Source organism: Gracilibacillus halotolerans, assembly GCF_014206945.1.
Lineage (GTDB): Bacteria > Bacillota > Bacilli > Bacillales > Amphibacillaceae > Gracilibacillus > Gracilibacillus halotolerans.
The window spans coordinates 48,304-65,740 of record NZ_JACHON010000004.1; the positions used below are offsets into that span (position 1 = coordinate 48,304).

The 17,437-nt window shown below is 35.6% G+C and carries 20 protein-coding genes and 1 pseudogene; 10 read left to right on the forward strand and 11 right to left on the reverse strand.

Translation table 11 applies throughout. From position 1 onward, the window contains the following. Positions 1-47 precede the first annotated feature (47 nt). Both GGQ92_RS06895 and trpS read left to right on the forward strand, forming a co-directional pair. The gene (locus tag GGQ92_RS06895; protein WP_184246138.1) at positions 48-401 is read left to right on the forward strand and encodes a DUF3899 domain-containing protein; all 354 of its coding nucleotides are present in this window, start codon (positions 48-50) and stop codon (positions 399-401) included. Between the two features lie 145 nt (positions 402-546). After that, positions 547-1,536, forward strand: coding sequence for a tryptophan--tRNA ligase (gene trpS, locus GGQ92_RS06900; RefSeq protein WP_184246141.1), 990 nt, complete (start codon positions 547-549; stop codon positions 1,534-1,536). 86 nt (positions 1,537-1,622) lie between these two features. On the opposite strand, the gene GGQ92_RS06905 is transcribed toward trpS, so the two are convergent. The 5 genes from GGQ92_RS06905 to GGQ92_RS06925 form a co-directional block, all read right to left on the reverse strand. After that, a complete protein-coding gene (locus tag GGQ92_RS06905; protein WP_184246145.1) occupies positions 1,623-2,396 on the reverse strand; it encodes a DUF3603 family protein in 774 nt (257 codons plus the stop codon). Positions 2,397-2,564: 168 nt separating this feature from the next. Next, positions 2,565-2,795: a YuzI family membrane protein gene (locus GGQ92_RS06910; RefSeq protein WP_246384164.1), complete on the reverse strand. Its 231-nt coding sequence runs from the start codon at positions 2,793-2,795 to the stop codon at positions 2,565-2,567. 255 nt (positions 2,796-3,050) lie between these two features. Next, complete coding sequence (fabF, locus tag GGQ92_RS06915; protein WP_184246148.1) at positions 3,051-4,292, reverse strand: beta-ketoacyl-ACP synthase II; 1,242 nt, start codon at positions 4,290-4,292, stop codon at positions 3,051-3,053. Positions 4,293-4,317: 25 nt separating this feature from the next. Further along, positions 4,318-5,253: a beta-ketoacyl-ACP synthase III gene (locus GGQ92_RS06920; protein ID WP_184246675.1), complete on the reverse strand. Its 936-nt coding sequence runs from the start codon at positions 5,251-5,253 to the stop codon at positions 4,318-4,320. Positions 5,254-5,357: 104 nt separating this feature from the next. Further along, positions 5,358-6,335 (reverse strand): BMP family ABC transporter substrate-binding protein, encoded by a 978-nt coding sequence (locus tag GGQ92_RS06925; protein ID WP_343068789.1) that lies wholly within the window; start codon positions 6,333-6,335, stop codon positions 5,358-5,360. Between the two features lie 226 nt (positions 6,336-6,561). Between GGQ92_RS06925 and GGQ92_RS06930 the strand changes: the two genes are divergently transcribed. Further along, positions 6,562-6,741, forward strand: coding sequence for a DUF2929 family protein (locus GGQ92_RS06930; RefSeq protein WP_184246150.1), 180 nt, complete (start codon positions 6,562-6,564; stop codon positions 6,739-6,741). Positions 6,742-6,937: 196 nt separating this feature from the next. Continuing rightward, the gene (locus GGQ92_RS06935) at positions 6,938-7,756 is read left to right on the forward strand and encodes an undecaprenyl-diphosphate phosphatase (protein WP_184246153.1); all 819 of its coding nucleotides are present in this window, start codon (positions 6,938-6,940) and stop codon (positions 7,754-7,756) included. Positions 7,757-7,877: 121 nt separating this feature from the next. Here the strand turns inward: GGQ92_RS06935 and GGQ92_RS06940 are convergent, their stop codons facing one another. Beyond that, entirely contained in the window at positions 7,878-8,189 is a 312-nt protein-coding gene (locus GGQ92_RS06940; RefSeq protein ID WP_184246156.1) for a metal-sulfur cluster assembly factor, read from the reverse strand. Between the two features lie 79 nt (positions 8,190-8,268). Beyond that, complete coding sequence (locus tag GGQ92_RS06945) at positions 8,269-9,039, reverse strand: alpha/beta fold hydrolase (RefSeq protein WP_184246158.1); 771 nt, start codon at positions 9,037-9,039, stop codon at positions 8,269-8,271. A 142-nt stretch (positions 9,040-9,181) separates the two neighbouring features. Here GGQ92_RS06945 and GGQ92_RS06950 point away from each other — a divergent pair, with 142 nt between their 5' ends. The 3 genes from GGQ92_RS06950 to GGQ92_RS06960 all read left to right on the forward strand — a co-directional run bounded on the left by GGQ92_RS06950 (position 9,182) and on the right by GGQ92_RS06960 (position 10,832). Beyond that, entirely contained in the window at positions 9,182-10,024 is an 843-nt protein-coding gene (locus tag GGQ92_RS06950) for a Cof-type HAD-IIB family hydrolase (protein WP_184246161.1), read from the forward strand. A gap of 155 nt (positions 10,025-10,179) precedes the next feature. Further along, positions 10,180-10,377, forward strand: coding sequence for a DUF3813 domain-containing protein (locus GGQ92_RS06955; RefSeq protein ID WP_184246163.1), 198 nt, complete (start codon positions 10,180-10,182; stop codon positions 10,375-10,377). 191 nt (positions 10,378-10,568) lie between these two features. Then, positions 10,569-10,832: a NifU N-terminal domain-containing protein gene (locus GGQ92_RS06960; protein WP_184246166.1), complete on the forward strand. Its 264-nt coding sequence runs from the start codon at positions 10,569-10,571 to the stop codon at positions 10,830-10,832. Between the two features lie 93 nt (positions 10,833-10,925). Here GGQ92_RS06960 and GGQ92_RS06965 read toward each other — a convergent pair whose 3' ends face one another. Beyond that, complete coding sequence (locus GGQ92_RS06965) at positions 10,926-11,771, reverse strand: YitT family protein (RefSeq protein WP_184246169.1); 846 nt, start codon at positions 11,769-11,771, stop codon at positions 10,926-10,928. Positions 11,772-12,010: 239 nt separating this feature from the next. On the opposite strand from GGQ92_RS06965, the gene GGQ92_RS06970 reads away from it, so the two are divergent. Then, a complete protein-coding gene (locus tag GGQ92_RS06970; protein WP_184246172.1) occupies positions 12,011-12,871 on the forward strand; it encodes a DegV family protein in 861 nt (286 codons plus the stop codon). 34 nt (positions 12,872-12,905) lie between these two features. Here the strand turns inward: GGQ92_RS06970 and GGQ92_RS06975 are convergent, their stop codons facing one another. Beyond that, complete coding sequence (locus tag GGQ92_RS06975) at positions 12,906-13,172, reverse strand: hypothetical protein (protein ID WP_184246175.1); 267 nt, start codon at positions 13,170-13,172, stop codon at positions 12,906-12,908. Between the two features lie 77 nt (positions 13,173-13,249). Continuing rightward, positions 13,250-13,393, reverse strand: coding sequence for a hypothetical protein (locus GGQ92_RS06980; protein WP_184246177.1), 144 nt, complete (start codon positions 13,391-13,393; stop codon positions 13,250-13,252). Between the two features lie 161 nt (positions 13,394-13,554). Between GGQ92_RS06980 and GGQ92_RS06985 the strand changes: the two genes are divergently transcribed. Next, a complete protein-coding gene (locus GGQ92_RS06985) occupies positions 13,555-14,913 on the forward strand; it encodes an MATE family efflux transporter (protein WP_184246180.1) in 1,359 nt (452 codons plus the stop codon). A gap of 402 nt (positions 14,914-15,315) precedes the next feature. Next, positions 15,316-15,549: pseudogene (locus GGQ92_RS06990) on the forward strand (transposase); the annotation flags it as partial. Between the two features lie 426 nt (positions 15,550-15,975). Here GGQ92_RS06990 and GGQ92_RS06995 read toward each other — a convergent pair. After that, positions 15,976-17,403: an alpha-amylase family glycosyl hydrolase gene (locus tag GGQ92_RS06995; protein ID WP_184246183.1), complete on the reverse strand. Its 1,428-nt coding sequence runs from the start codon at positions 17,401-17,403 to the stop codon at positions 15,976-15,978. Positions 17,404-17,437 lie beyond the last annotated feature (34 nt).

Consider the following 17,437-nt stretch of genomic DNA (forward strand, 5'->3'; position numbering starts at 1 on the left):
AATTCTCCATAATGGTTAGTATCTAAAATGGAAAGTGTGGGTATAAAGTGAATAAATATCGTCGCTATCTTCATATCTTTGTTATACATCTTATAGTTTGCGCGACTTTTGTCTTTTTATTAAATAATGGTTGGTCATTTGTTACATTTATCGACATCTTGTTTCTTATTTCCGCAGGCTATTTATCAATTGGACTACTTCTGTATGTTGTATCGAAGGAATTCTTTGATTTAACATCGAGAAGCTTTCATAAAGTGTTCCATCGGAAAGACCGTTTAAATGATGAATATCAACCTCCTTCTAAAAAAGTAAATAGCCGAACAATTACTTTTTTTATTTTTGAAGGGCTAGGGTTGTTTCTTTTGATGCTTATCTGTCTCTTTATCTATTACCTTTTGTAATAAATTTGAAACTTTTTGTTACTTGATACGTTGTTAGCCTATCTCTTTTTCTTATACGACGGAAGTAGTATAATTGGATTATTAAGTTATAAGTATCTATAGGGTGAACATAAAATTATTGGAGAAATTTGTAGAGGTGAACGTTATGAAGACGATATTTTCTGGTATTCAACCTAGTGGAACATTAACACTAGGGAACTATTTAGGAGCAATGAAACAATTTGTTGATCTTCAAAATGAAAATAATTGCTATTTTTGTATAGTTGATGAACACGCTATTACTGTGCCACAGGACAGATTGGAATTAAGAAAAAACATTCGATCTCTTGCTGCATTATATATCGCTTCAGGCATCGATCCAAATAAGGCTGTGTTATTTATCCAATCAGAAGTCCCTGCTCATACGGAACTCGGATGGATGTTACAAACAATTAGCTATATCGGGGAATTAGAGAGAATGACACAATTTAAAGATAAGTCCTCTGGTAAGGAAGCAGTTTCAGCTGGATTACTTACATATCCACCTTTAATGGCTGCAGATATTTTGCTTTATCAAACAGATATTGTTCCTGTTGGGGATGATCAAAAACAACATTTAGAATTAACAAGAAATCTTGCTCAACGCTTCAATCGAAAATACTTAGAAGTCTTTAAAATTCCTGAAATTAGTATCCCTAAAGTGGGCGCTAGAATTATGTCTTTACAGGAACCTACAAAGAAGATGAGTAAATCTGATGACAACCAGAAGGCTTCTATCTTTATGTTAGATACAGACAAACAAATTGAGAAGAAAATTAAGAGCGCTGTTACGGATTCTGAAGGTATCGTAAAGTATGATAAAGAAAATAAGCCAGGCGTTAGTAACCTACTTAATATTTATTCGAGTTGTTCTGGAAAGTCTATTGAAGAGTTAGAAAATGAATATGAAGGAAAAGGCTATGGTGAATTTAAACAAGATACAGCACAAGCAGTCATTGATACATTACGTCCTATTCGAGAACGCTATGAACAATTAATAGATTCAAAAGAATTAGACGAAATTTTAGATCAGGGTGCGGAAAATGCGAACAAAGCAGCAATGAAAACAATTAGAAAAGCAAAAAAAGCGATGGGATTAGGTCGCGTAAGAAAATAAAAAATTGCTTTACAAAGCAGAAAACCGAGCCAATATATAATTGGTTCGGTTTTTCATGTGAGTAGGAGAGTCTCACTACTGCATCTTTATCGTTTCAAATCTTTAGATTGATATGTGGTTGGTTTCTGATCTTCTTGTTCTATCTCCCATAAATGCTCATAATATGTTTGGCCTTTAATAAGCTGTCGGCAAAAACGTTCATGCTTTTCGCTCCAGCCACGAATTAATTCATTATACAAATAGCGATATGCGGTATCAAAATCTAATGTTTTATGATAGTGATACTTTTCAGGACACCACTCTGTAAGCCAATATCTTATTTCTTCTTCATTTTTATTCATTTCCAATTGGTCTATCGCAATCATTAAAACTTGCTTCAATTGTCTTTCTCTTCTTGTAAGTCCTAGCATATATTCCGGCGGTAAAGATAAAATATGATACTCCTTCTCCTCTTTTGAAGGAATTTCGTATGTATCTGGTTGCCTCTTTTCAATGAGTTCTAACACTAATCTTTCTTGTCTAGGAATCAATCTGCTTTTTCTCAACGGAATATGATAACCCATCGTATCAAATGCAAGAATGGATTCACCATCTGTTAGGATAGCAGCATAGTCTAACTTCTTTCTTTCTTGATTTTTTCTCACATATGCTTTTTGATAAATTTTTTGCATGATTTTTTCTGGAATATCTTGAAGGTCATTTTCAATGTATTGGTACGTTTTCTTATCGACATATAATATAGGTGCCTGATCTAATATTTCAATACGGTCGCTTTTTCTCCATTCATGGAAATGACAAACATTATATCCGTTCTCTTCGCCTTCAAACCAACTTACCCAAACATCATGTAAGTACAGCATGTATGCACCCCTCACTTCTTCGACTCGTTTGTATCCAACAGTATCACCAAATATAAACTATTTATTCGATAGGTCAGCGAATTTCCTAAAGAAATATTTCATCTCATTTTGTTGTATTGGTTAGTGTTGTTACGATTCCTGACGAGAGAAGAACAAAGCGTTTTTCCATTAACGACTTAAGTAACGGGATAATTTTTGCATCGAAATAGACATCATAATAATACCAACGATAAGGAAATAGCATTCAATTTTATTTCGTACAAACAAAACATAATCAATAAAATCTAAACCTGCAGGAATAAAATTTAAATATAATATGATGGAGATTCCACCAGAAATGGATAAACCAAAGCCAACAAGAAAGAAAAATGCATATATCATCTCATCACCTACTTGCATTTTCTATCTGTCTCTTCGTGAGGTAGTTGTTTGAAGTATATGTACAAGCTAGCGTATTAGAACTTATCTTTAGAATTCGAAAAATATTAAATTTAATAGAGACAAATTCAATCAAATTTTGATACTTGCTTAACTTAGAAACAAAAAAAGACTTCTCCAAGTTGGAGAGGTCATAGAGTTTGATGTATGTATTAATCTTTTCATGTCTAGGAACAAAAAATCTGTCCATCGTTAACGAACAATGGACAGATTCGATTATTTTTCCCATTTTTTAAATGCTAGAGCAACATTATGCCCACCGAAACCTAAAGAATTACTTAATGTTACATTCACTTTTCTTTCTTTCGCTTCATTCGGAACATAATTTAAGTCACATGCTGGATCTGGTGTTTCATAATTAATGGTTGGCGGCACAATTTGGTCTTCGATAGCCTTGATACACGCAACGGCTTCCACTGCACCAGCTGCTCCAAGTAAATGACCTGTCATTGACTTAGTAGAAGAAACATCTAATTGATACGCATGATCCTTAAAAACAGTTTTTATTGCTTCTGTTTCTGTTGCATCATTTAATTCTGTACTTGTACCATGCGCATTAATATAATCAACATCTTCTGGTTGTAGACCTGCATCTTCTATGGATTGTTGAATTGCTCGAACAGCACCTTCACCACCTGGTGCCGGTGAAGTAATATGATAAGCATCCGCAGACGCACCGTATCCAACAATTTCCGCATAGATGTGCGCGCCACGTTTTTCTGCTGACTCTAAAGATTCTAATATTAGAATTCCAGCACCTTCACCCATGACAAACCCATCTCTATTTAAATCAAATGGACGACTCGCTGTATTCGGATCATCATTAAACGATAGTGCCTTCGCTGTTGAGAAACCTGCGAATGCCATTGGTGTAAGTGGTGCTTCAGCTCCTCCGGTAATCATAACGTCTGCATCACCGCGTTCAATTACTTTATAAGCATCACCAATCGAATTAGCACCAGATGCACAAGCTGTAACGGAGCAGTTATTAATACCCTTTGCTCCAAATTGAATCGATACTTGCCCTGACGCCATGTCTGCTATCAACATCGGAACGAAAAACGGACTGACTCGACGATATCCTTTGTCCATAAATCGTCTAAATTGTTCATCATAAGTTGCCATACCGCCAATTCCAGAGCCAATCCAAACACCTACACGATCAGCAATTTCATCGGTTATCGTTAACTTTGCATCCTCTAATGCCATTTTAGAAGCCGCAACGGCATATTGTGTAAATAAATCCATTCTTTTCGAATCTTTTTTATCCATATATAAGGTTGGATCGAAATCCTTCACCTCTCCTGCTACTTTTGCAGGAAAGTCATCCTTATCTACTTTTGTAATAAAATCAATACCAGACTTACCGCTTTTTAAGTTTCCCCAAAATTCGTCTACAGTGTTTCCTAGAGGTGTTATCGTGCCTAGGCCTGTAATGACTACTCTATTTTTTGTCATTATAAACTTTCCTCCTTCATTGATTTTATCTACCCCATTTTAAAGCAACTGCTCCCCAAGTGAGTCCTCCACCGAAACCAACTAGCACAATTAAATCGCCTGTATCTATTTTACCTTGTTCAACAGCCTCTGACAAAGCGATTGGTATAGATGCTGCGGAAGTATTCCCATATTTATTTACATTGACGGCCATTCTATCAACATCAATACCTAGACGTTCTCTTGCGGCTTCCATAATTCGAATATTAGCTTGATGTGGGATTAAGTAATCAACATCCTCTTTAGAATAACCAGCTTTTTCAACTACTTGCACAGAAGATTCAGGCATTTGTCTTACAGCAAACTTAAATACCTCACGTCCATTCATAGCAATAGCTTTATTTCTTTCCTCCAGATGCTTTCCACCATTACCGTCAGCGCCAAGTTCAAATGATAAAATACCATATTCTTCATTTACAGGCCCCATTACGACTGCACCTGCTCCATCACCAAAAAGAACACATGTGTTTCGATCTTCCCAATCTGTTATTTTCGACAGCTTTTCAGCACCAATAACAAGTACGTTTGTGTAGGCTCCTGATTCAATAAATTGTTTCGCTGTTATCATGCCGTACATAAAACCTGAACATGCTGCACTTACATCCATAGCAGCAGCTTTTGTAGCACCTAGTTTTTCCTGCAAGATGCAAGAAACGCTTGGAAAAGATTTGTCCGGTGTTACAGTAGCTACTAAAATCAGGTCGATATCTTGTGCTTCTACATTAGCTTTTTTTAATGCGTCTTTTGATGCTTCGAATGCCATATCAGATGTATTTTGTAGATCGCTAGCGATACGTCGCTCTTCTATCCCTGTTCTCGTTCGAATCCATTCATCACTTGTATCTACTATTTTTTCAAGGTCCTTATTCGTTACAATTTTCTCTGGAACATAATGACCTGCACCTAAAACTCCAGCTTTCATCATGTCATCCTTCCTCTCAAGGAGTTATTATTATCTATTATTAATACTTGGTACTAATTTTAGAATAAAAAAAATATAAATTCAAGTAATCTTTTCTTTTCCATTTAATTTTTAGTCATTAGTTGATGTGGCAATAGCCCGTCTTTCTCATATATATCAATATATCTATTTATTTCGTTAATAAACCAATTCGGAACATTGGGGCTAAATTCTCCCATTGTAATGACGTCTTCTTCAAAACCAAATGTATATACTCCTCCAGTTAGCTCACCTTTAATTAATTGTTCGATTGCATGGGCATATAATTTATCGACATGCTGGACTGTGCTGGTAAGAACCATGTTTCCACCAATTGAGTGTTGATCATTTACGTAGCCAATGGACTGAATCCGATCCATTTTTGCTAACTCTATGATTGGAATACTGTATGAATCTCCTGCTGGATAAATAACATCCACATTGTTCCTTTTCATTTCCTCATAATATTGTAGCGCCATCTCTGTTTGTTCCCAATCATGTACATAGTAAATCGTCACATTTGCTTGCTCATTTTGAAAATAGACACCTTCGTAGAAACCTTCTATTTCTGGTTGCCAGTCATATGCTGCAATAACTCCAATATTCCCCGAATTCGTCATCTTTCCTGCAACCATCCCAGCAAAGAAACCCATAGATAATGAATTGAAATTTAAACTTGTTAAGTTTTTCCCCTTATAACCGCCGTTTACATATAAAAAGTGTATATGTGGATATTGGTCTTTTAACTTATCAAAATACTTGCCATAATTACTACTATGTCCAATAATGAGTGAAATTCCCTGACTATCGAATTCCGCCACTACTTGATTTACTTGCTGCTCGGTACGCACCTCTTCCCGATAATAAACATCCGCTTGAATTTCGTCTTTTATTTCCATCAATCCCCGATATCCTTTACTCCCCCAAGTTTGATCATGGATAGAGGATTCAATGAGCATGCCAATTTTATCGAATTTATTTTCCGAATTAAGTGCTGTGCAACCAGACAAAAATAGGACAGAAATAAGAAAAAAAATTCCGAAATGATGGCAACCTCGTTTCACCAAGCCATACACCCCTTGATTAGTGGTAACTGTAGTAAAAAATCAGTTGTATATCTTTAGTACTATTTTACCGTTAAGCGTCTACATAGTAAACATGTAATTGATTACAATTCGGTTACAAGATAGTAAATAAATATTTATTTTCTAATGCTTTTTTGTTAAACTATAGAAAGATTACATATTTGGTGTACAATATAATTGAGTGGATTACATAAGAGGTGAAATCATGAGATATTTAGCAATAGTAGTTTGGGCAGTTCTAATTTCTTTTGTTGTATCCTATGTATTATCGAGCATGGGAAATACTGAATTCTCCCTACCTGGTACATTCGCTTTAGCAGCTATCTTCAGTATTGCAGCAATTTTGCTAGGAGATGTCATTCTAAAGGAAGAAAAAAGCGAATAATGATTGATTGTTTTACTATCAATTCAGACACCCTTGTCATTGCGACAAGGGGTCTTATTTTTCGTAAAGACTTCTCTTAATGTTATTAAAAAACGTTTTACAGCATAGGCTGAATTAGAATGTATGCGGCATAATTGGACAAGCGAGTTCGTACATAATAAAGATGCATACAATAATTTAACGGGGGATTTATAGTATGGAAGATTTGTGGCTGTTACTTAAGTACTTATTTTTAGGTCTACTTCAAGGTTTTACGGAACCTATTCCAATTTCGTCAAGTGGACATCTAGTACTTGTACAAGACTTATTTAATGTAGGTATAGCAGGTAATTTATCCTTTGAAGTTTTAGTGAATTTCGGCTCGTTACTTGCTGTATTAACGGTATATCGTAAGGATATTATACTAATCGCTAAAAATACGATAGGCTACGTAGTAAAAAAAGACCCAGCATTACGGGACGATTTCATGTTTGTTGTCTATCTTGTTATTGCAACTGTCCCTGCTGGTGTAATTGGTGTACTATTTGATGATCATATAGCTAGTATATTCGGAGAAACAGCTAAAAATGTGGGGATTACTTTATTGCTTACCGGAATTGCTTTATGGATTATCCGTAATCTTAGAGGATCACGTGGTGACCGTGCATTAACGTGGAAAGATGCAGTCATTATCGGACTTGCACAGGCTGTTGCACTTATTCCAGGAATTAGTCGCTCTGGTGCAACCATTGTAGCAGCTATGTTATTAGGCATGAAACAAGAAACAGCATTACGCTTTTCCTTCCTAATGTTTATACCAGTTAGTGCTGGAACTATGGTATTGTCTGTTGGAGACCTAGTAAATGACCCACAAATGAACACCTTATGGATTCCATATGCTATCGCATTCCTTGCATCTATCGTTGCTACGTATTACTCCTTGCGCTGGTTCATGAACATTATGGCGAAAGGAAATTTAAAGTATTTTGCTTTTTATTGCTTTATCGTCGGTTTGCTCGCGTTTTTATTCTTCTAGAACGAAGTTTAGAAAAGCGCAAGCGCCTTGTTCAATCAGAATTTTAAGCTCCCTTATCTTAAAAAAGCTGTCAAGCGTCCGTATCATACAGACTCTTGACAGCTTTTTATTACCAATTGAATTAATCGGGAATCCCTAGGGCTATTTTTGCATAGCGTGACATACGCTCTTTTGACCAAGGAGGACTCCATACAATATTCACTTCTGTTTCTTTTACCTCGGGAATATCTTCTAAAACACGTTTAATATCTTGCTCAATAGTTCCAGCTAGTGGACAACCCATTGATGTAAGTGTCATCGTTACTTTAGCAACACCTTCATCTTCCATATCTACACCATATACTAAACCTAGGTTAACAATATCTATACCTAACTCAGGGTCAATAACGTTTTCCAAGGCACCCATTAGATTCTCTTCCATTGCTTTATCCATAAGGTTTACCTCCTTTTTATAATAAAACTAGATATATCTACAGTATACTAAAATTCGGCCTAAAATTAAAATATATAACTTAGAGATGGGTTTCAAACCATTTTACTAACTCGTTTATTGCCATTCTACTTACCTTGTGTCCTCTGTTTGCTTCTCTCACATACTTAATTTTTTCTGATTGCGTATATTGCTTTGCTGCCATCTCGTAAAAGCTGTATGAATGATCAAAAGGAACAACCTCATCTTGTTCACCATGCCAAAAAAATAACGGACGATCAAAAAGTGTCTCCATACGTTGAGAAAGATCAATTTCTTCCATATCATCCATGATTGTTTGGATTTGTTGCTCGGGAATTTCTATATCAGGTGCCTGCTCCTTCATACCTTCTATTGACATTGTAGCAAACTCGGATAGTTTCGGTGAACCCATTAATATCCCTGCAGTTTTCACCCAGGAAAATTGTGTTAATGCTGCTGCAGTGGAGATTCCTCCCATGCTTGTTCCAGCTATACCTAGACGATCTCCTTTTATTAGGTGCTTTGCTGCCAAAACTTCATAAATCGATTCTAAATCATCTAAATTTTGTTTAATAATTTCGAAAAAACGCATTTTTAAAGCTGTAGAAGAAATTTTTTCTTCTCGCTCGCCATGTAACATTGCATCTGGCAAAATAACTCGATATCCTTTTTCCGCTAATAAATACGCAATTGGTAAGTTTTGCTCTTTCGCACTCGTAATCCCATGGAGAAAAATCACGGTTGGTAGTGGATTATTTCTCTCATCTTGTTGAGAAATATTCAAAATCGGAATATTCAACCATGTCTCTTTATTTATTATAATGCTTGCCATCACTTATCCAGATCCCTTCTAAAATATTCCTATTACTATGATAACTTTTCCATGTTGAATGTGCAAAACATCGAAATTAGTAACTTCCTTTACTAATTGCTATTATAGATCTAGACTAAAGATATAAAATGAGGTGATAGTAATGAGGAACACCAGATATTTAATCGCACTTGATTTAGACGGAACTCTGTTAACAAAAAATAAAACAATTAGTCACACGACTAAAAAGACGATACAGAAATTAATGAATCAAGGTCATATTGTTGTAATCGCTACTGGACGTCCCCATAGAGCAAGTATTATGTACTATAAAGAACTTGGTCTTCAAACACCTATGGTAAATTTCAATGGTGCATTCATTCACCACCCGTATGATAATAATTGGGATGCAGTTCACTCACCTCTCCCCAATCGAACAGCTAAAGAAATCATACAATCCTGTTATAAATTAGAAGTAGATAATATATTGGCTGAAATTCAAGATGATATTTATTTGGACCAGTACGATGAAAGCATTATACAGTTCTTCACTAACCCTGAAGAATCTGAACAAATTACAATTGGAAGTTTAAAAAATAATCTAAAAGGAGATCCAACCTCCCTAATGATTCAACCTAAGGAAGGTAAAGTGGATTCCATTCGTGAATATTTAGATAAACATCATGCATCCATAATAGAACATCGGAAGTGGGGCGTACCTTGGGATGTTATCGAAATCGTAAAAAAAGGTGTAAATAAAGCTACAGGGCTTGAAAAAGTAGCTCATTACTTTAATATTCCTGCGGCTAATATTATTGCTTTTGGTGATGAAGATAATGACCTAGAGATGATTGAATACGCAGGAATTGGTGTTGCAATGGGAAATGCTATTGATGAATTAAAAGAGAAGGCAACACATGTTACTAGTTCAAATGACGAGGATGGTATAGGTAAATTTTTGGAGGCGTATTTCAATGAAAAGATTCAACATACTTTTACCAATTAGCTTTCATGAATAGTTTTATCCTTAAGAGCCATAATAAGTAGCGAGCACGAAAGAAGTGCTCTCTTAACTATACTTTTAAGCGGTATTTCCGCTAACGAATCGAATAGTAATCAATAGGTTAACTTAACGATTCGACATGATCAGGAGGGTATAGGATGGCTAACAACATGTTCCAGCAAGCAAAAGATGCAGTAACTCGTATGATGAATGGCGAAAATGGCGGTTTCAGCGAGCAAGATAAGGAAGCGGCTAAACAAGCTATTCAGTCTGCATATCAGAATGCATCTGCTGAAGAAGAGAAAGAACTAAGAGCTTTAGAAGCACAGCTTAGACAAGAAGACGAGTTAAAATAAGCGGTGTTTACAGCAAAGCCAAAGAGAATCTTTATCTCTTTGGCTTTTGCTTATTAATATAGAAGTTCAATAAAAGATTCGACAACATTTTATCCTACATACAACAAGCAAGGACTTTTTGCCTTCCTCTTTTTAATTGTGACAATATTTGATATGATAGTAGTAATGTTATCGTACAGGAGGTAAACGAGATGAGTATACATGTAGATGCTACACCAAATCCTAATGCAATGAAATTTACGACTGATAAAATGATCTTTCAAGGCGATGCTAGCGTATCGGTCATGCCAGGTGAAGAAAGTGAACACGAAATTATGAATGAGCTATTACAATTAGATGGTGTCGCTAATGTCTTTGGGTTCCAAAACTTTATCACAATTAATAAAGAACCTGATGCAGAATGGGAAGGTCTAATTGAAAGAGTGAAAGACGTAATGAGTAACAAAGGATTCTAAGTACGTACTAGTTAACTTCAAGAAGCTGAGCATCCAGAAGACTGCTCAGCTTTTTTCATGTCACAATGAATGCCACTTTATAAATTTATAAAGTTAGTCATTTTTTCTGAAAAAGCCATACACTCCAGCTGTCTGGATAACATTCGTAAAGGCATTTTCATCGACTGACTGAATAATTTTTTCTAAATCATATAGCTCATATCTTGTGATCACCAAATACAACATATTTTTATTTTCTCTTGTGTACGCACCTGTAACTGGTAATATTGTAATTCCTCGAACCATTTTATTATGGATGGCTTTTTGTAGTTCTTCCGCCTTCTTCGTTACAATCATCGCAGTTACTTTCTCATGTCTTGTATGTATCGTATCAATCACTCGTGTCGTCACGTATAATCCAATCAATGTATAAAGCGCGTTTTCTGGTTCGTTTAAAATACCAGCAACTAAAATAATCATACCATTTATAACCATTAAATAACCGCCGATTGGTTTATCACGAAGTCTCGAGAAAAACATAGCAACAATGTCGGAACCACCAGTAGAAGCACCCCACTTTAACGTTATACCAACACCAACTCCTGAGATAACTCCTCCAAAAACGGCATTAAGTATGATATCATTGGATAGTTGAATAATGGGTAATACTTCTAATGCAAGCGAGGTAAACAAAACAGAAATAAGACTATAAACGGTAAATCCTTTTCCTACTTTTAACCAACCTAGAATAAAGACGGGAATATTTAAAAGTAATAATAGGACACCTGTAGTAATATTAATACCAACATAATCTACAAATATCGTATTTAATATTTGGGACATACCTGTAAATCCGCTCGCATATACATTAGCGGATATAAAGAAAAAATTGAGCGCAATGGCATTTAGTATTGCGCCCACAATTACTATTGCAATACGTTTCGCTTCCATGAAAAACATGTATGATAACCCCCTAGCTTAAGAATCTAACAACTATGTATAATACCATACCCTTATCGTAAACACTTTAAAAAGCACTCTTACAAACTTATACCATTCTTTAAATCGATTACATAAGGGAATCTTATATTGTTTCTCGTGAATATGTTTACCCATTAATTTTGACGTATTTGTTGCTTGAGATTAAACTTATATTAAGCTATTATCGTAAAAACATACCAAAAGGGGAGGTAAAAATTATGGCGATAAAAATTTTAGCCGATTCCGCATCCGACTTAACAACAGAAGATTGTCAGAAGTATGATATAGAAGTTTTACCATTAACGGTTCAGCTTGATGGAGAGGAATACCAAGATGGTGTTACCATATCACCGAAAAAAGTATATGACGCAATGCGTAACGGAAAAGCACCTAAAACTGCACAAGTGAGTCCGCAATTATTCAAGGATAGTTTTGAGAAACACATTGAAGAAGGAAATACTGTTATTTATTTAGCATTTTCATCCGAATTATCAGGGACGTACCAAGGTGCTAAGCTAATGGAACAGGAAGTAAAAGAAAAGCACCCAGACGCAAATTTACATATTATTGATACAAAATGTGCTTCTTTAGGTTATGGACTTGTTGTCCTTAGAGCTGCTGAACTTGCTCAATCCGGCGCTAGTGTGGAAGAAATATTAGAGGCTAGTAAGCACAATGCACTTCATATGGAGCATATTTTTACTGTCGATGATCTTGAGTATCTATATCGTGGAGGTCGTGTTAGTAAGACAGCCGCATTTGTCGGTACGTTACTAAAGATTAAACCTTTATTACATGTTGAAGATGGTAAATTAATTCCATTAGAAAAAATTCGGGGATCGAAGAAAGTTTACAAACGTATGTTAGAAATTATGGATGAACGTGGTATGGATTTAAGTGATCAAGTAATTGGCATTAGTCATGGAGATGCTTTAGATGTTGCAGAGTCCATCGCAGATATGTTCCGTGAAAAATGGAATGTAAAAGATGTCAAAATTAACATGGTCGGTTCTTCGATCGGCGCGCATGCAGGGCCAGGTACAATTGCTGTTTTCTTTTTAAATGATAAACAAAAATAACTGCAAAAATAGAATTTTGGAATCGGAGTATTCTTTAGATGCGTTCGATTCCTTTTTCTTTAGCACTTTTGATCACTAATTTATTTTTAACACGATTCTTAAAACCTAACGATACTCCTCTTTGTTGCAAAAAATCTACAGTCCACTTTAAATCGTCTTTACCTAATTGAAACTCTTTATGGATCCTATCCATCCAGTCTTCGATATTATTAAATTTAGTTGTTCTGTCTTCTTTACTGTGTCGAACCGTAATCTGATTGTTACGAACCCATATATACTTAGTTCCTGTCACCTTTGCCATACTAACTCTTCGCATAAATGGATTGGCGTCGCTATCATGAAAAGATGCTTCTATATTTGTTTGGAAGTCGATTTCCTTCATAGGTGAAAGATGAATTTACTAGTAAGTTCGTAAGGAACACGCGCGAGATGATGCTGATAGAGTTTTATTAGAAAGTCCTTTGTTGGTTCTTCCTTTTCTAAGCCAAGATAGGCGATGTATTTATTTAGCCATGTATTCATCACAAATCCTCCCCTTTTTTTAACTTTATTGTACCAGAAATTCCCTCTTTGAAATTATTTAAAAAAACAACTTTTTTATAAAGTTTATATGTATCTTTTTCAAACTATTTCGTGTAAAGTAATTCTTTATAGAACAACTATATAGAAAAAGAGGATTGCAAATGGAAAAGACAGAAAAGAAACTGAGTTTATTCGCTCTGACATGGCCAATCTTTATTGAAATTCTTTTACACATGTTAATGGGGAATGCGGATACACTCATGCTTAGTCAATACTCGGATAATTCTGTAGCTGCAGTTGGTGTGTCTAATCAAATTTTATCGTTTATTATTGTGATGTTTGGCTTTGTAGCAGGTGGTGCAGCAATACTAGTTGCGCAAAATCTAGGTGCCAAAAAGCCACTTGATGCTGGTAAAGTAGCCATGACCTCTATTAGTCTTAATTTATTAATAGGTTTATTGCTCAGCTTTATCCTAGTCATATTTAGTAAACAAGCTCTGAATCTTATGGATATACCTAGTGAACTTATGGGCGAAGCTTCTACGTATATGAGTGTTGTTGGTGGATTTATGTTTATTCAAGCGCTCATTATGACGATTGCAGCAGTATTAAGAAGTTACGGTTTTACGAAGGATCCAATGTTTGTAACAATCGGAATGAACATTATTAATGTAATAGGTAACTATTTTGTTATTTTTGGGCCATTCGGCTTCCCAGTTCTAGGTGTTGAGGGGGTTGCATACTCTACTGCTATTAGTAGATTACTAGGATTCATTGCACTTATCATCATTCTAATCATAAGAAGTAATCGTCAGTTACCTTTTCAATCTATTTTTAGATATCGAAAAGATGATGTAATGGGATTATTACGAATTGGTGTTCCTGCTGGAGGAGAACAACTCTCCTACAATGGAAGTCAGATGGTAATCACATATTTTATTGCACAAATGGGAACGATTGCTCTGACAACGAAAGTATACGTTCAAAATATCGGGATGTTTATCATGTTATTCTCTGTCGCCATTAGTCAGGGAAGTCAAATATTAATTGGACGATATATTGGTGCAGGTGAGATTGATAGCGCCTACCAACGAGGTATAAAAAGCTTAAAGATCTCTATCCTAATCAGTACAATTGCGGCCGTTATCGTCTATACCTTTAACCAGCCACTTCTTGGAATATTTACGGATGATGCTAGTATTCTAGAACAAGGTGCTATGTTATTATTAATGACGGTTATTTTAGAACCTGGTAGAGCCTTTAACCTAGTCTTAATAAACTCTCTTCGAGCTGCAAGTGATGTTAAATTTCCTGTATACATAGGTATTGCTGTTATGTGGGGAGTCGGCGTTACATTTGCATGGTTCTTTGGAATTTTCTTAGGTCTAGGTCTTATTGGTATATGGATTGCTTTCATTGCAGATGAATGGATACGAGGTTTCTTCATGCTAAAAAGATGGAATTCTCGCGCATGGTCTACTAAATCCTTTGTTAAACAGAAAAGTGCCGTCAACGAATAAAAATTCTCATATACACCTCCTGATAATCATTCATTATCAGGAGGTTATTTTGTTGGGTAATAATGTTTCTTCCATCGAAAAAGAAGCTGAGACGGAATTATTTAATCATACTAAAAACCAAATGATTCGGTAGAATCAGTTCAGTTTGTATGTTTTTTATAATTACTTCGCTAAAACACTTCGCTTTCCGCAGGCAACGCTTCAACTAATTACAAAAGTTCAATTGAACTTTTGTAATGGATTTTCAGCTGTTGCTTTCCTGCAGGAGTCTACGTGTTTTTGCTGCGTAATTTATATTTCATTTTTTAATTGTTCGCCTTTAATATTGTAAAATTTAGTTATTTCCCAGCCTCTCGATTTATGCGAACGCAAAGCACTATACTTGAGGTAAATGTATGTTGAGATCATATACACATGTTAGTAAGTATGCCCTCGATATTAAGCGTATCTCAATCTATGGGATATTTAATAGGGAAAAGTAGTGTAATTGGATCGTCACGCCAATCTCAAATATAAATACGGAAATCGCAAGTTTTGGTGCTGTGGTTTATTAGGAATCAGCTCAAAGAAGATTACATGACGGGCCAATTAACAATATTCGAAGAGTTTGATCCGTTTACAGGAAAAAAACAATAAGGGATCCTTTTAGAATCAGTGAGTAAATGTGGTGCAGAGGAGAATCATTCGATAGGCCTTTCAGGCCGAGACAAAAAAATAGCACGAACATCCAACTAAATCATAGAAATGATATAAATAGCCAAGTCAAAATACAAGACTCCTGCAGGAAAAGCAACAGCCGAGGGATTACAGGATGTAATTCAGTTCGGCGTTGCAACAGGACGTTGCGTTATTCGCTGAACATCACAAACTAAAGTTTTTATATAACTTTTGTAATTAGTTGAGGCGTTGCCGAGGTATAGGAAACACTGTGCAAGTGTTATTTCTTGCACAGATGTTGACTTATACCCTATGGGTAAAAGCGAAGTATTTTGACTTGGCGTTAGTATAACATTCGAATTTTGTATTATGAAAATTACTTCTGTCTTAGTCTCATTCGATTAGTTATCCTTGTTGTTGTTTTGCTTTTTTATTATGACGCTCTAATCGAACGATAACCCATACAAATCCGACAAGCACGAATACCATCGGCAATAAAAACAACCAATTAATACCTGTATTGTTTTCCATGATGAATATATTACTTGATTCACGATCTAAGATGATTTTATGTGTACCATCATCTTGTTTCCTTACGATATCGTCTTCTAATAGGCCTCGCAATTGTAATTCTTCAGATATATCATCAATTTCTAGCATTTTGGTTTCCACATCATTGTTAATTGCAATATACATTGTCTCTTCCTCGGTGAATCGCTTATAAACTACCATGCCATCAATTTCACCAACTATTTCTAATTGCCCGTTTTGCATAGCATCTGATATAGAAACAATATTAATTAATTTGTCTAAATGTTCTTCGAGCTCTTCGTCTTTTTTATTTAATTCTGCTACTCGATGATCAGGTTCTTCTACACCACTATCCATCGGTACCTCTGTTCCTTGATAAATCATAGACGAACCAGGTAGTGTGTAGATAAAAGTAGTTGCCAATTTCCACCTAGTAACCGGGTGATAACCTGCCTTGTTTGATTCAAAAGCAAACCTTGTCGTAGTAGGAGAATCCAAATAATAGACAGATTCTGTTTCGTCAGCTTGGATTTGTTCAAGAACTGGTAAAAGTGATTCTCCTGCATGTTGTAAAGTATCTACAGTTTTCTCCTGGAAATCATGATTCATTGAGCAAGTCGAAGAAGCTCCATCCATTATTACGATTGCTTCTTTATTCTCTGCCTTTAGACGAGTTTGTAGCTCTTCAATTAGCAAGGTAGGTGTCGTCTCATCTACATAAAAGTGAAAACCATCAATTCCAGCTACATTCATCCAATGAATCGCTGTCTCTATTATATACTTTTGAACTTCTGGATTATTTGTGTCCAATTTAGGCAAATTGTCGCCCCAATGATTCGATAATGTTCCGTTAATCCACTCACTATTTTCATTAGCCCATGGATGGTCAGGAGAAACGTGAGTCAGTACAAAGTCTAGCACAACCCTGATATCTTTTTCATGTGCTTCTTCTACTAAATTCTGCAAATCTGTGACTGTTCCAAAACGCTCATCAATTGTCTGATGATCCATCGTTGTGTATCCATGATACGTATCAGTTTTCATGATTGGACTTAGGTTAATCGCTGAAATACCTCCGAGCTTATCTAAACTGTTGGTAATCCCTTGTATGTCTCCACCATGAAACGCCTTTGGGTCTTTAATATCTATCTCAATATCATTGTCACTACTTCCATTAACAAACCGATCTACAAGTATGTAATAGAATTGTTCATCTGAACATTCATCAACCGCTAATAATTGCGGGGAAAACAGCAAAAATCCAATCATCGTTAAGCAAATTATCTTTTTAATGTGACCCATAAATATCTCCTTCGTTTTCTCTAAAGTATGTCCT